This window comes from Chitinophaga fulva (assembly GCF_012927205.1).
GTDB classification, from domain to species: Bacteria; Bacteroidota; Bacteroidia; order Chitinophagales; family Chitinophagaceae; genus Chitinophaga; species Chitinophaga fulva.
This window is the reverse complement of record NZ_JABBGC010000004.1, coordinates 567056-582429: the sequence shown is the minus strand read 5'-3', so window position 1 is coordinate 582429 and position 15374 is coordinate 567056. Positions and strand designations below refer to the sequence as shown.

Annotated in this window: 14 protein-coding genes; 3 read left to right on the top strand and 11 right to left on the bottom strand. The window is 48.9% G+C overall.

Going from position 1 to position 15374, the window contains the following annotated elements; genetic code table 11:
- Positions 1–195: 195 nt before the first annotated feature.
- From HHL17_RS30790 to HHL17_RS30775, 4 genes are all read right to left on the bottom strand, one after another.
- Positions 196–909, bottom strand: a complete 714-nt coding sequence (locus HHL17_RS30790) for a LytR/AlgR family response regulator transcription factor (protein ID WP_169228650.1) — start codon at positions 907–909, stop codon at positions 196–198.
- Positions 906–2216, bottom strand: a complete 1311-nt coding sequence (locus HHL17_RS30785; RefSeq protein WP_169228649.1) for a sensor histidine kinase — start codon at positions 2214–2216, stop codon at positions 906–908. Before HHL17_RS30785 ends, HHL17_RS30790 begins: the two co-directional genes overlap by 4 nt.
- 169 nt (positions 2217–2385) lie before the next feature.
- Positions 2386–2727: a DUF4907 domain-containing protein gene (locus HHL17_RS30780; RefSeq protein WP_169228648.1), complete on the bottom strand. Its 342-nt coding sequence runs from the start codon at positions 2725–2727 to the stop codon at positions 2386–2388.
- On the bottom strand, positions 2720–3715 hold the full coding sequence (locus HHL17_RS30775) for a Kelch repeat-containing protein (protein ID WP_206156229.1): 996 nt from the start codon (positions 3713–3715) through the stop codon (positions 2720–2722). Before HHL17_RS30775 ends, HHL17_RS30780 begins: the two co-directional genes overlap by 8 nt.
- 247 nt (positions 3716–3962) lie before the next feature.
- Between HHL17_RS30775 and HHL17_RS30770 the strand changes: the two genes are divergently transcribed.
- Both HHL17_RS30770 and HHL17_RS30765 read left to right on the top strand, forming a co-directional pair.
- On the top strand, positions 3963–5342 hold the full coding sequence (locus HHL17_RS30770) for a DUF4270 family protein (RefSeq protein WP_169228646.1): 1380 nt from the start codon (positions 3963–3965) through the stop codon (positions 5340–5342).
- Positions 5343–5353: 11 nt separating this feature from the next.
- A complete protein-coding gene (locus HHL17_RS30765; protein WP_169228645.1) occupies positions 5354–6583 on the top strand; it encodes an OmpP1/FadL family transporter in 1230 nt (409 codons plus the stop codon).
- On the opposite strand, the gene HHL17_RS30760 is transcribed toward HHL17_RS30765, so the two are convergent.
- On the bottom strand, positions 6584–7948 hold the full coding sequence (locus tag HHL17_RS30760) for a GH1 family beta-glucosidase (RefSeq protein ID WP_169228644.1): 1365 nt from the start codon (positions 7946–7948) through the stop codon (positions 6584–6586).
- A 189-nt stretch (positions 7949–8137) separates the two neighbouring features.
- On the opposite strand from HHL17_RS30760, the gene HHL17_RS30755 reads away from it, so the two are divergent.
- Positions 8138–9172 (top strand): formylglycine-generating enzyme family protein, encoded by a 1035-nt coding sequence (locus HHL17_RS30755; RefSeq protein WP_240976006.1) that lies wholly within the window; start codon positions 8138–8140, stop codon positions 9170–9172.
- On the opposite strand, the gene HHL17_RS30750 is transcribed toward HHL17_RS30755, so the two are convergent.
- From HHL17_RS30750 to HHL17_RS30725, 6 genes are all read right to left on the bottom strand, one after another.
- Positions 9149–9649 (bottom strand): DsbA family protein, encoded by a 501-nt coding sequence (locus tag HHL17_RS30750; RefSeq protein WP_169228643.1) that lies wholly within the window; start codon positions 9647–9649, stop codon positions 9149–9151. The two genes, HHL17_RS30755 and HHL17_RS30750, sit on opposite strands and share 24 nt — an antisense overlap.
- Positions 9650–9685: 36 nt before the next feature.
- Positions 9686–10144 carry a peroxiredoxin gene (locus HHL17_RS30745; RefSeq protein WP_169228642.1) on the bottom strand — a complete coding sequence of 153 codons (459 nt, stop codon included), beginning with the start codon at positions 10142–10144 and terminating at the stop codon, positions 9686–9688.
- Positions 10145–10292: 148 nt separating this feature from the next.
- Entirely contained in the window at positions 10293–11978 is a 1686-nt protein-coding gene (locus HHL17_RS30740; RefSeq protein WP_169228641.1) for a M56 family metallopeptidase, read from the bottom strand.
- A 15-nt stretch (positions 11979–11993) separates the two neighbouring features.
- Complete coding sequence (locus HHL17_RS30735) at positions 11994–12353, bottom strand: BlaI/MecI/CopY family transcriptional regulator (RefSeq protein WP_169228640.1); 360 nt, start codon at positions 12351–12353, stop codon at positions 11994–11996.
- Between the two features lie 570 nt (positions 12354–12923).
- Entirely contained in the window at positions 12924–14066 is a 1143-nt protein-coding gene (locus tag HHL17_RS30730) for a TlpA disulfide reductase family protein (RefSeq protein WP_169228639.1), read from the bottom strand.
- Positions 14067–14140: 74 nt separating this feature from the next.
- Entirely contained in the window at positions 14141–15223 is a 1083-nt protein-coding gene (locus HHL17_RS30725) for a TlpA disulfide reductase family protein (RefSeq protein ID WP_240976005.1), read from the bottom strand.
- Positions 15224–15374 lie beyond the last annotated feature (151 nt).

The following is a 15374-nucleotide window of genomic DNA, read 5'->3' as shown; positions in this document are numbered from 1 at the left end:
AAAAATTTGAATAGATTCATTTGAATATTTTGATATTTAGCTATTTATCTATTGAATTACTCGGATATAGATTACATAATTAAATAGTTATCTTCCTTATTTAAATAAGGATAAATAATATATAAATTATATTAAATATCAAAACATCTCCCGAATGTTCAAATAACACCAGTAAATATCCAAATATCTAAATGGTCACGAGTTCCTGTTGATCAGATCATAAAACCGGTCGCGGTAACCATCACTGATAGGAATGGACTGGTTAGCGATCATCACGGTATTTTTCTCCACCGAATTGATTTTATTGAGTGACACCAGGTAAGAGCGGTGCACGCGGATAAATTTATCGGCCGGCAGGCGGGTTTCGAATGATTTCAGGCTGCGCAGCGTGAGCACAGGCAGGTTGGGAGTATAGATTTTCGTATAGTCTTTGAGTGCTTCAATGAAAAGAATGTCTTCAAGATTGATCTTGATGATTTTGTATTCCGTTTTGATAAAGATGTAGTCATTGGCAAAAGTGGCCGTATCGAACGGGGCGGTCTTTTGCTGAGTGGCGGTAATCGCTTCGCTGGCTTTGGCGGCGGCTTTCAGAAAACGTTCAAATGGCACGGGTTTCAGGAGATAGTCCACCACATCGAGGTTAAAGCCATCCAGCGCATACTCGCCATAAGCGGTGGTGAAAATTACCATGGGCGGATATTTAAGGGACTTCAGGAACTGTATGCCGGTAATATCCGGCATCTTGATATCCAGAAAAACCAGGTCCACCGGTTCTTCCTGAATAAAGCGCAGGGCATTGGCAGCATTTTCAAACTTGCCGGCCAGCTGAAGGAAGGGCACTTTGCGGATGTAGTCTTCCAGGATTTCCAGGGCCAGCGGCTCGTCATCCACAGCGATACACTTTATCATTTTTTCAATACTATTTTAAGATCAACAATGAACTGGTTATCTGTTTCCGTGATAGTGATGTCATGGTCTCCATGGTAGAGCATGTCCAGTCTTTTCTGTACGTTCTGTAATCCGATACCGCCTCTTTCGGATACCCGCTCTTTAAAGAGGCTGTTTCTGACAATTAATCTGATCATATTTTCTGCAATAGTGATATCGATGTTGATAAAGGATTCTTCCGCATAGCTGATACCGTGCTTAAAGGCATTCTCCACAAAGGGCACCAGCAGCATGGGTTCTATCAGGAAACCTGACGCACTGCCTTTTAACGCATATTGGATGTCAATGTCCTGCGGCAACCGCAACCGCTGTATGTCAATGTAGTCTTGTAGGTACTTCAGTTCGTGTTCCAGCTGTACTTTGTTTTCATTGGATTCGTAAATCATATACCGCATGATGGTCGACAACTTCAGGATCGCATGTTCCGTTTGACCGGATTGTTTGTGTGCCAGTGAATAAATCGTATTCAGACAATTAAAAAGAAAATGCGGATTGATTTGTGACTTCAGAAATTTCAGTTCTGCATTCAGTTTTTCTACTTTCAACGCTTCCCGTTGTTTTTCACTTTCAAACCACTCTACAGCAATTTTAATGAACCCGCTCATAAACAACATCAACAGGGCAAAAAAGCCAGAGCGGCGGAGCACTTCCGGGAACAACAGATAATCCCAAAAAGAAACTTTGCCTTCCACTATCCGGAACCATCGTGGTGGCGGCAGCGGCATAGTAGACATCACCGGTTTGGCCATCACGGTGATGTGCGGCCTTCTATTGCCCAGTGGTGTAGCGATGCTGGTGGCTGCTACCTGCACTCCTTCCTCTTCTCTCATCTCATACCGATGGTTAAACGGAGGAAAGGCCCTTGTTGTTACATCATTCGCCAATCTTGCTTTATCCAGGCGCATGGCCATCATTGCAGGACGGGGACTGCCCAAATAATTCCGGAAAAAATAAAAATCCAGCGCTGCCTGCTGTATGGTGATAAACACCACCAATACAATCACCGTACAGAGATACTTCACAATCTTCTGCCGGTTGAAATAACGCGGTATCAGCACATAGATATTCAGATAAAAAATAGCGATCAGAAAAAGGTTGTCAATCAGCTCCTTGATGAAAAAGGTCTTATGCAGAATCTGAATGCGGTAAATAAAAAAAGGAAAGAATAAAAAACACACCCATGCCAGGATGTGCAGGGATACGACGACCGGACGATTCTTTAATATACGTTTGAAATGGAGCATCATTGTAATTGATGCGATAAACATACAACCGTATCCGGTATAGCTTGTGTTAAAGTTTGTTAATCCTGGTATAAGGGATTGTTAAAATTAAATCAGTATTAAAATGGCCTTAAAAAGTGTACCAATAGGGAATCCCACCCGGTCCTAATTGTTTAAGACCAGGCGGGACTACAACCCTGAACAGACAACATTCTTATTGCACGCCAGCTACTTGCATCTTTAATAATTCCGTTAACGTCATCGTTGGCCGCTGATGCGCCATCAACTTCTCCACTACTGCCTGCCCTACCCTTGCTGCATCATCCTTTGACCGGAAGGGCCTGTTGCCGGCAATCCCGGGAATTACATCCTGGTAGATATAGGAGCGGTTATCCACCATCACCTTATATCCCCAGCCACCGCCTGTTTCAAAAGGCACAACCGTCAGCTGCACCATATCGGCAGCCTGCTGTGAGGAATCCCGATAATACCGGTACCCTGCCAACAGCAGTAACAATACCACCGGAATGAGCCAGGATAATTTTCGTTTAGTCATACTGGTTATATGCGGCTGTAGGATCAAACTCAAACATATTATCGAACGGTTGGCTGGAACTTGTGCCCAGCACTACAAAGCCTCTGTCTTTCACCGTGAAGCCGGTTGCCCCGTTGCGGGCAGCGCCTTCAAAATCTGTTTTCTGCACCCACAGGTCCGTACCCGGATTGTACTCCCACACAGCAGAAGAGAGACCTGTTTTAGTACCGGACACGATATATCCAAGGCCGCGCATCGCGAAAGACGCGGCGCCGCTGCCTTTGAAGTTGTAGTTATCATCGAAGCTCTGGTCTGTCACGTTATCGATAGAGCGTAACGTAGACCATGTTTCGGAAGCACCGTCGAATGCATAAAAATCACTTACGTAGCTGCCATTGGCCGTACCCATGCACACATAAGCCTTGTTGTTGATCACAAAGGCATTGCCATCCTGCCGTTTGCCGCTGGTGAGGCTCTGTACCTGTGTCCATGCATTGGCACCGGGATCATAGCGCCAGTTGTCTTTCAGCCAGTTGCCGTCATACCCGGTAGCTATATACCCTTTATCATTCAGTGCAAATGCCACTGCGCCATACCGTGCACTACCACCGAAGTCAGCCTTGCGGCTCCAGGTATTGGCAGCAGGATCATACTGATAAAAATCGTTGAGCTTGTTGAGGCCATCATATCCGGTACCGACGTATCCTTTGCCGGCCATGGCCATGCCTACAGCGCCGCTGCGGCCTACGCCCGGGAAGGGTGCTTTCTGTGTCCATTGGTTCAGGTCTACATCAAACATCCAGAAATCCTGCAGCCTGTTGGTACCATCGTAACCGGTGCCCACATAAGCCTTGTTATCTATGACAAAGGAAGCGGCAGCACTTCTGGCCACCCCTTCAAACTCAGAACGCTTGATCCAGTTGCCGACTTTAGTAGTCGTGGAGGAGTCCTTCGAACAGGCCACCAGGGAAGCGACCAATAATAAACTGTAACCTTTTAAATAACGCATTCGCATGTTCGTTTTACTGTTGCCAAAATTATCCGTGAGAGCATTCCGGCAAACAGGAAATAGACATTCTCCGCTTTTTAACTGACAGATACCGCTTTTTCATCTGCCAGCAGTAATCTTTTGCGTTTAGCCGCGATACAGGCGCTTTTGACGGCACAAAGAACAGAATAATGGATTCATCGATGAATAATGCCCATTGGCATATTACAGCAACGGCAAGTATCGATCCTGTCTAAAATTGCGCACCATGAACAACGATTTTTTTTCACGCAGAGGAATAAAAAGAATGCAAAGAAACATCAGACACTTTGTTTCACGCGAATGCGCAAAGCAGCAAAGCAGCATAAGAAATGCGCTGTTACTGTTATTGCTGACGGGGATAACCGCCTGCCAGAAGACAGGTTTCTCGTATGATAATGTGGTGGACAACCAACAAACCGATTATATTCTTACCGATACGCTTTCGGTGGCCATGAAGACCATCCTGTATGATTCCGTGCCCACCTCCGGTTCCGGCCTGTTACTGGTAGGCACCAAGTCAGACCCCTACCTCGGGGCCGTTACCGCCGGTTCTTACTTCCAGGTGATACAACCTGGCGGAACAGATATACCGGTCAACGGTTCCGGTTTCGATTCCCTGCGGCTCATCCTGCGCCCCTCCGGTTATATCGCCGGCGATTCCCTGCAGCCGCAAAGCCTGCAGGTATACCGGGTAACACAGACCATCCAGTTCGCCAAAACCTTCTACAGCCTATACAACAACAGCAACTTCGCCACAGAAAACACGCCGCTGGGCACATTCTCCGGCGTTATCCGGCCCAAAACAGACAAGAGCGTCAGCATCCCCTTGTCGAATGTGCTGGGCAACCAGTTGTTTACCATGTTGCGCGACAAAAGCCCCGATATCACAGCGGGGCCTAACTTCCTGGATTTCTTCCGCGGGCTGAAAATAGTGCCCGGCCCCGGAAGTACCGCCCTGATGGCCTTCCTGGCCCAGGACACTTCGCTGACCATGCGCCTGTATTATCATGTCAATGAGATCGTAACGACTGTGAAGTATGTCGATTTTAAGATGAACGCCAGCGAGCTGCAATTCAACCAGGTCACCGCCAACCGTTCCGGCACCCCCCTGGAAAAACTGCAGGTGCCGGTAAAAGAGCTCCCTTCGTCCGCCACCGGCAATATGTCTTTCACGCAATCACTTACCGGCGTAGGGACCCGCATCGATCTCCCCTATCTCAAAAACATGCAACAGCTGGGACAGTTTTTCAAAATCATGAAAGTGATACTCACCGTATATCCGGCCGCCGGCACTTTCAACGGCAGCAGCCAGATACCGACCCATCTGGCCCTGTGCCAGGTTGACAAAACCAATGCCGTGACCGACACCATCGCTTATGGCAATCTCACGGTAGACAACCTGTATAACGAAAACACCTACTATTCCTACGATATCACCAACTACTGCAATACACAGCTCACCGCCGATAACAACGGCGCACGAGGCCTGTTTCTTACAACGCCCGGAGGCGCCGGCAGAAACAGTTTCGACAGACTGGTGATCAACGACCAGCAGGCACCCAAAAAGAAAATCAAGGTACAGGTCTATTACCTGCTGTATAAATAACGGACATGACTATGCGCAAAAAAATATATACCTGTGTGACCGCGCTGCTGCTTCTCGCCGGCGCAGCCACCGCACAACACGGCCTCAACTCCATTTATTCCGCCTATGGCATCGGCGACCTCGAAGAAAGGGATTACAGCCGCAATTTTGGCCTCGGCAGCACCGGCATAGGCCGGCGCAACGGCGGCTACCTGAACGAGCTGAATCCGGCCTCCTATAGCGCGCTGCCGACACAGAACTTTATGTTCGATGCCTCCCTGAAAGCACAGTATCTCAATTATTCCGGTGACAAGGTATCACAGACGGCCAGCGACCTCAATTTCAAACGACTGGCCCTCGGCTTCAAAGCTGCCCGCTGGTGGGGCATCGGCGCCGGCATCACGCCTTTCAGCACCGTAGATTACAAACTGCTCAACAACCAGTTCATTACCGGTACCGGCAATCCTGTAACAGCCACCACCACCGGGACAGGCGGATTAAACAGGGCTTATATCTCCAATGGGTTTCAGCTCAACAAACATTTCTCCATCGGAGTGTCCACCGGCTTCCTGTTCGGTCCTATCAATATCAGTCAAACGGTGGGTACCGACTCATTGGCCACACAACACAACCAGTACACCTTTAAGCCCAACTTCACCGCGGGCGCACAGTATGTGACCAAAGTGTCCAAAGACTGGCAACTGGGCCTCGGCGCCACCTACCGCTTTGAGACCCACATGAAACTGCAACAGAAACTCAACATCGTTAATCAGGACAATATTCCTTATTACACCGAACAACTGGCCCCCGGCTCCTTCACGCTGCCCGCCGAATTCGGCGGCGGCCTCTCCCTCACCAACGGCACCATCACCTGGGTGGCAGACTACCGCCATCAGCAGTGGAATAACCTCAATGACAAAGGGCTGAACTATTACTACCGGGACGGGCAACGGTTTTCCACCGGCGTAGAATACGCCATGAGCCGGCAGTACTACAACCGTCCGATAGAAGGACTGATACTCCAGGCAGGCTTCAGCTACAACCAGTCCCCGCTCGTGATCAAGAATACTGTTATACGCGATGTAGCCGGCACACTGGGTGCTTCGCTTCCCAGCAAAACGGGGCAGTTACGTTACTATATAGGGATTGAAGCCGGACAGCGGGGCAGCACCAGCAACGGGTTGATCAAGGAGACTTATGTGAATGCGGTATTTAACTTCAGTTTGCGCGATATCTGGTTCCTGAAGCGGTTGAACCAATAATCAGACATCCGGATGTAACAATTGCCTGAACCAGTAGCCGGAGTCTTTAATGGTACGCTGCTGCGTTTCAAAGTTGGTGTGCACTAATCCGAAGCGGGCGCGGTATCCTTCCGCCCATTCAAAGTTGTCGGTGAGTGTCCAGGCGAAATATCCATCTACCGGGATGCCTTCCCTTCTGGCTTTGAGTACCCCTTCGAGGTATTCGGTAAAATATTGGACACGGTCCGTATCATGAATGGCCCCGTCTTCCGCGCGTAAATCGGGGAAGGCGGCGCCGCCTTCCGTGACGATCAGTTTCTTCACGCCTTCATAGGTGGAAAACTGTTTGAGCACTTCGTACAGGCCGTTGCCGTTGATCTCCCAACCCAGCGCAGTGGTAGGCACGTTGCGGGCGCGGGGCTTCACTTCTGATATGTTGACCACCGGCATAAAAGCATTGTATTTTACCACCAGCGGGAAATAATTCTGTACCCCGATAAAATCGAAGTCAAAAGCCAGCTTGTCCCAGTCACGCCACAGGGCATACCTTCTGCCGATACGTTTCAGCAGCGGGAAATCATCTACCGGATAGCCCATGCCCAGCGCAGGTTCCAGGAACATGCGATTAAAAAGTGCGTCCGCTTTACGGGCAGCCTGCAGATCTTTTTCATTGTTGGTAAACGGGATGACCTGGGAACAGGACAGCGCGGTGCCAATATTGGCGCCCGCCACTTCCTCGCGTACCACGCGGCCACCTTCCGCCTGTGCCATCACCGCGTGATGCACTGCCGGCAGGAACCAGGACAGGCCTATCTTTCCCGGCGCATGCACGCCCAGCATATATCCCAATGCTGTGAAGCCGAAAGGTTCGTTCAGGATGATCCAGTTTTTCACTTTGTTGCCAAAAGCACGTGTGCATACACGTACATAGTTTTCAAAGGCAAACACCACCCCGCGGTGGCACCATCCCCCCTTGTTTTCCAGTGCCTGTGGCAGGTCCCAGTGATATAAGGTCACGTATGGCTCCAGTCCCAGTTCCAGACAGGCATCTATCACCCGGTGGTAAAAATCGATACCCGCCTGATTAACAGCGCCGGTACCGCCCGGAATAATCCTGGCCCATGACAGGGAGAAGCGGAACACATTGAAGCCCAGCATTTTTGCCAGCAGGATATCCTGTGTATAACGGTTATAGAAATCGCACGCCACCTGTGCATGTGTTTTATCGCGGATTTTTCCTTTGCGGCGGGAGAAGGTATCCCAGATGGAAGCCCCTTTTCCGTCGATGTCGTGTGCGCCTTCATTCTGAAACGCAGAGATGGTAACGCCCCACAGAAAATCATCCCCGAAATCCTTCCGGGTGAAAGGGATGGCCGATTGTTGCATATTAGCTGAATAAAAGTGCAGTCGGGCTGCACCAGATCAGGGTGCAGTTTACAATAGTTTACGTAAAAAAATCATTATTTTATTGTTAACTGCTTTTCCGTGGGAAACCCTTGCTCACATTATTCCTTTGTGAGAAAAAACTTTTCTTATTTTGTGCAGATGACCAGGCATTTGATATATCTCAGTATTATGACAGCAGCGCTGACTGCCTGCGGAGGCGGCAGCAAAGCACCCGTTCAGAAAGATGCTGTAGTGGCTGTTGCCAGCGGGCCGGATACATTAAACCGCATGGTATTGATACCCGGTGGCAGTTTCAGTATGGGTGCAGATGACAGCACCGGTATGCCTGACGAGTATCCCAAACATACCGTGAAAGTAGACAGTTTCTGGATGGACGAACATGAGGTGACCAACCGGGAGTTTGCCACGTTTGTGGCCGCCACCGGTTATGTGACTATCGCTGAGAAGCCTATCTCCAAAGAAGAGCTGATCGCCAGTCTGCCGCCGGGCTCACCGGAACCGGACAGCAGCATGCTGGCAGCCGGAGCGTTGGTGTTTACACCACCGGACCACCAGGTACCGCTGAACGACGTATCACAATGGTGGAGTTTTGTTGCCGGCGCCAACTGGCAGCACCCGGAAGGACCTCACAGCGATATCAAAGGCAGGGAAGATCATCCCGTTACACAGATATCCTGGCTCGATGCCCGGGCTTACGCTCAGTGGGCCGGCAAACGCCTGCCTACGGAAGCAGAATGGGAATATGCTGCCAGAGGCGGCCTTTCCAACCAGGTATACCCCTGGGGCAGCGAAGCGCTCACTGCCGGTCAACCGAAAGCCAACACCTGGAATGGTCATTTCCCTTATGATAAAACTACCACTGACGGTTTTTCGGGTACTGCACCGGTGAAATCGTATAAGCCTAATGGTTATCAGCTATACGATATGGCAGGCAATGTGTGGGAATGGGTAGCGGACCTGTATGATGCCAACTATTACGCGCAGGTGGAAAAAGGTGCGGCCAATCCTGCCGGACCAGCCAAGGGCTATGACCCCGAAGATCCGGGGCAGCAAAAACATGTGATCCGTGGAGGCTCCTATATGTGCAGCGATGAATATTGCCGGGGCTACCGGGTATCTGCCAGAATGAAAACTACGCCGGAGTCAGGCCTGGCCAATCTTGGCTTTCGTTGTGTGAAGTCAGTGGCGAACGGCCGACAGTAGGTTGCGGTAATCACCGTTAAATCTCTTTCCGTTGATAAAAAAGGTGGGGGTACCATTCACGCCGCTACGGATACCGCTTTCAAAATCAGCTTCCACTTTGCTGACGAGCAGGTTGTCCTGCATGTCTTCCTTAAACTGCTCCAGGTTGAGCTGCAATTGTTTCGCCAGTTCGGGAAACAGCGCGTCAGAAAGTTCCTGCTGGTGCAGGTAGAGGGCATCATGCATCTGCCAGAACTGTTGTTGCCGGGCGGCTGCTTCTGCCGCCAGTGCGGCATCCATGGCATACTCGTGTGATTCCGCCAGCGGAAAATGGCGGAAGACGAACTTTATATTACTGAGTGCCTGCAACATATCGCGGACCACCCCAAAAGCTTCTCCACAATAGGGGCACTGAAAGTCGCCATACTCCACAATCTCCGTGGAGCCTTGCTGGTTACCGGTGACGTGGTCACGGCTGGTAATGGGAGGTGTAAGCATAAAGGAGAATTACGAGTTACGAATTACGATGGGGTATCAGACCGTTTTCGCCATTGTTTCCAATGCCTGCAGAATACCATCAGCGCCTGGATTTTCGCTGATGGGCGACAGATAACTCCATTGTATCATCCCTTGATCATCAATGACAAAAAGCGCGCGCTGGCTAACACCATCTTTATAAACACCATATTGCCGGGAGACAGCTCCTTTCGGTTCAAAATCGGCCAGCAGGTCAAAATGCAGGTTCCTGTCTTTTGCAAAAGCCTTATGACACCATTTCCCGTCTACTGAAATGCCTAACAGTACAGCGTTATGCCGCTCGAAAAAACGAAGTGTTTCGTTATACAAGGCCATCTGATCGCTGCACACCGGACTCCAGTCCGCGGGATAGAATGCCAATATTACATTTTTTCCCCGGAGGTCTGAAAGCGTTATCATTTTGTCCGGAGACGCCACGAGGGTAAAATCGGGTGCTTTATTGCCTTTCTGTAACATACACAACAATTTATCCGGGTGCTTTAATATAACGTTGAGGCCCGGAGAAAGTTGTCTTTAAACAAAAATGCCACGGTGGCGAACCGTGGCTTTTTGCTAACATAAACAGTGTTGCCTCTACTTCTCATTTATCGGCACTTTGACTGCTTTATTCTTCGTGTGTAGTACTTTTTTTCTCAGCTGTACCTTTGCCGATTACGATGATTTCCTCGTTTTTGCCGACAGCACCAGCCTTTTCAGCTGTGCCAGTATTTACCGGCTGGCCAGCTATCTTGCCGACTAGTACGACTGTCCCAGATTGGGCGGTGCTGTTGCCTGCATTTGTACTGCTCGCAGAAACGGAGCTGGAAGTAGTACCTGAACCGCTGGTATAGCCGCTGGTAGCAACAAAAACGGCGCCTGTAGTGGTATTACGCACACCTACAACCTGGCCCTGACCAGCAGTGACAGTACCGGTTTTACCGACGGTGGCTACCTGGGTTGTAGTTGGGCCCAAACGTTTTTTATTGGAAGCTGCCAACCAGGATTTGGTATAGATGGCAATAATACCATTCCGGGCATCTTCACCATACTCGGCAATCATTTCTTCACTAATGCCGTTGCCTTTGAATACGCTAACAGATTCGATGTCGTTCGGAATGATGTTGCCCATTTCCGCCCGGGTGATCAGCCTGTCGTTCAATAGATAAATAGGTTCGGGCCCCGTGCCATTTCTTAAAGTAAAGACTGATCCTGCCTGTGGTGCGGGAACAGGAGCGGGAGCGGCATTGGGTTGCGGAGCAGGAGCAGGATTGTTGTTGGCTTTAGGAGCTGTGTTTTTGGCGGCAGGCGTAGCCGTGGGTTTGTCGGACATGGCATCCGGGGCTATTGTAACCGCAATTCCTGAATCAGTTTTCATCAGGGCCACATGCTGAGGTGCTGCGGCAGCAGCAGGCTGACCAGTGGCCGGTTTCGGCTCTTGCTGCGGGCTTGCGGAAGCCCTGCTGTAGTTGAGCGATAATACCATGCCTCCCACCAACACGCCCAGCGCCACATAGCGACCCAGCTGGATGGTAGATGATTGTTTCCTGTTCATCATAATGATCCTGTTTTTTAAATGTGAGAAATTGAAATTGTTTGCGATGGCCGTCGCATATGGGATCCCACTGACTTTTATCAGACTGTATTGATAAGCTTTTTTATCCACGCCCTGTATTAACAGATAGCGGTCGGTAATGAATTCCAGGTTTTCCCTGATGGCAGTTTTCATGAGCCATGCACCCGGATTAAACCAGTAGAAGATATTGTTTAGTTCCCCTAACACTACATCAGCGCTGTGCCATTGTTGTACATGCACTTTTTCGTGACAGAGAATCCCCTGTCTTTCCTCCGGCTGATGCAGCGCAGGATTGATGTAGATATGACGGAAGAAGGAAAACGGGTTCACCTGTTGCTTTACAGCCCTTACCGGTACACCATCTACAGTGGCCGGACTGGAGCGCCGGTGTATTTTCCACAGGGAAAAGAGTTGTACCGCGAGCCGTATAGTCATCACCGCTACACCTGTCCAGAAGAGGTACACGAGCAACGTCCACACCGAAAACTGTTCAGCCGGCGCTGTTAATGCGCTAAGGTCCGGCAGGTAAGCGATGCCGCCGGCAATGGTTTCATGCCGCTCTACAAACGTGTTCACAGATACCAGTGGAAACAGGGAAGAACAAACAATGCCGGACAAGAGGAATACACGATTAAGCGTATAAAAGGTCAGTCGTCTCAGTCCCAGCCAGTAGGCCAGAAAAAACAAGGTAAGCGCCACATTGGCTTTGAGCAGGTATATCAGTATCGCAGGTACCATTGTTCCGGATTTTAGTTATTTACTGTTTTCAATCATTTTGATAATCTCTTTCAATTCTTCAGGGCTGATCTTTTGTTCTTTGGCAAAAAAGGAAACCAGCTCCTTATAGGAGTTCTCAAAATAGTCCTTCACAAAACCACTCATGAATTTGTTCTTGTAGGTAACTTCAGCGATCACGGGCGTGTATTCATATACGTTACCCAGCTTTCTGCTTTCCAGGTATCCTTTTTTCTCCAGGTTTTTGATGGTAGATGCCAGCGTAGTATATGGCGGCGCCGGTGCCGGGTGGTTCTCCAGAAAATCCTTCACCAACCCTTTCCCCGTTTTCCATATCGCCAGCATGGCCGCTTCTTCCTGCTGTGTGAGTTTTTCCATATAGCGTGATTTAACTATCTACGAATGTTTCGTAAATCTACGAAAGTTTCGTAAATCAAAATATGTTTTTTTGAAGGATGGGTATTTTGGCACATAAATCATTCATTATCAATGACAAAAAATGAAATCATGATAAGAATAAGGATAAGCGGAGCCCTGATGGCGTAGTACGGAGCTAACCTGGAAATGAGATCAATGGGAATGATCGGATAGGGAGAATCAATCGGAATGCAAATGGGACCGGAATCAATCCATTAAACCCAGGGCTAAAGCCCTGGGCTACGATGTTATTCAGGCTGTTTCTGGTGTGATTCCTTAAGGAAGGAGAATAGATCCATCATATGCTCCGGGCTAAGATGTTTATCAATCATAAATGAGAGAACTTACCTGGAAAGAAACTGAATGACATCTTAACCCAGGGCTTTAGCCCTGGGAGACAAAAAGGGGTGAGTTCCGGGGCTGGACACTGGGAGACAAAAGGGCCGATCCCTGGGATTGGCCTCCAGGAAACAACAAGGGCTGACCTATGCAGGCCAGCCCGGTATACTTTGTTTTAAACCTTCGGAGTGATTAAGGCAGCACCTCGGTTAATTTCTTTTCGAGGTCTTCGCCGCGCAGGTTTTTAGCAACGATCTTTCCTTTGGGATCGATCAGTACGTTCTGCGGGATGGCCCGTACGCCGTACAGTTCAGCGGCCGCATTTTTCCAGCCTTTCAGGTCGGAAACGTGTGTCCATGCGAGTTTGTCGGCTTCTACAGCAGCCAGCCATTTATCTTTTTTATCATCGAGGGAAACACCCAGGATTTCAAAACCTTTGTCTTTGAATTTGCCATATGCTTTTACCACGTTAGGATTTTCAGCACGGCAGGGACCGCACCAGCTGGCCCAGAAATCAACCAGCACATATTTTCCACGGAAGGAAGACAGGCTGATATTTTTACCGGCAGCATCTGCCTGCGCAAATTCCAGTGCAGACTGACCTACAGCTGTTTTACGGGCTGATTCGAGACGTTTGGCGAACTCTTTACCGGAAGGGGAGTTTTTCGCTTCTTTGCTCAGTTTTTTATACAGTGGTGTTATTTCTTCCGGCTTGATATCATAACCAGCCACCTGATTCAGCACGTACAATGCGATCGGAGAGCTGGCATTTTTAGAGAAGAAATCGTTCTCAATTTTTTTCTCTTCCGCGTCCAGTGCATCGTAAGCTGATTCCAGCTTTTTGATACCTTCTTCGTCTTTATTTTTGGACAGTTCACGATACTGCTGTTGCAGGGCCGTGCCTTTTTCGTTTACTTCCTTCAGTTGCTCTTGCAGATGTTTGTAGTCTTCGTTCGCAGGGGAGCCGCTTACAGTGGCTTTGCTGATGGAATCGGTGGTGGTTACCACGATGTTTCCTTTATCCAGAAATACAGCGAGCATGTCACGGCCCATGGAGACAGGTTTTTCACCACTGCGTTGCACCAGCATCAGGCTGGCCAGCAGCGGTTCTTCCAGCGTACCGGAGAACGCGAACTTACCGTCTTTTATCTGCGCACTGTCAGTTACCATTTCGCTGCCTTTACGCATTCTGAGAAATACGGTAGCGGGTTTCTTTTGTTCGGAAATAGTTCCCTGGATAGTGAATGGTTTACCTGCAGCACCGGCCTTTTTTTCCTGGGCAAACAAAGCTACAGCTGGCATTAGCAGGGCGATCCCTACAAAATATCTCTTCATTGGTTTTTAATTTTTATACGAATAACAAATTTGATAAATCAGGCGCGTATTGCCAACCTGATTTTGATAAGCGGCTATTTCAGGATTTCCTGGAGTTTCTGTTCCAGCTCCTCTCCACGCAGATTTCTGGCCAGAATAGTACCATCAGGGCCTATCAGCATGTTGGCAGGGATGGACTGAATACCATACTGCACCGCTACTTCATTGCCCCAGCCTTTCAGGTCAGACACCTGTGTCCAGGCAAGCCCATCCTGCTTTACAGCCCGCAGCCAACGGTCACGGTCGTTATCGAGGGATACCCCCAGGATGGTGAAGTTTTTACTTTTATACTTGTTATACGCTTTTACTACGTTAGGATTCTCCTGTCTGCACGGACCGCACCAGCTGGCCCAGAAATCTACGAGCACATATTTCCCTCTGAAAGAAGACAGTTTAACCGGGTTGCCTTTCTCATCTTCCTGGGAAAAATCATCTGCTGTAATATTAACAGCATTGGCTTTCAGGCTTTTTATGTAGGCGGTAACACTGTTGCCATAGGCGCTTTCGCGAATGGACTTGTCCAGTGAATCGAACAGTTGCTGGAACTCGGCCGGCTCTACGCGGGAGCGCAGCTCATTCATCATCAGCCAGATGCTGGCGATGTTTTTAGGATGCGTTTTGATAAAGTCAGTACCGGTTTTCACGATGTCTTTGCTGAACTGGTCTGCTTTTTTACGAAAAGCATTTTTTGCAGGTTCGTCTTCCGGATTGATTTCACGGGCTTCCTGGTTGAGGTCCTGCGCACGTTTGATCAACGGATCAAATGCTTTCTGGTAGGCCTGCATGGCCATGGTATTTTCATTACCCTTTACTGCTGATGCCAGCGGAAAAGTGGCCATGGTAGTGGTAAAGTGAACCGGTTCACCACCAGATACAAACAACATGGGATAGTTCACATCCTGCATGATCAGCGCATATACAGCAGGTTCTTTGCCTGATTTCACCTTGAAGGTAAACTGCTCATTTTGTATGGTCAGGGAGTCATCCGGGTTATTATCCTGGTCGTCGAACAGGTATATCTTCTTACCATTTGCTCCTTTCACCGTTCCAGACACCTGCTGGGCATAAACTCCCGCAGATAATAAAGCACCTGCGGCTAACAGGAAAATTCCTTTCATTATAATTAATTTTAATCAGTTAGTTGGGACGTAATTTACAACAATACAAAATACGAAAAGCGAATTACAAACAGAGAAATAAATATACATAAAAAATATCATGCATATTCATCATACTCCGTTGGTAATCCGCTAATCACTGCAGCCAGGT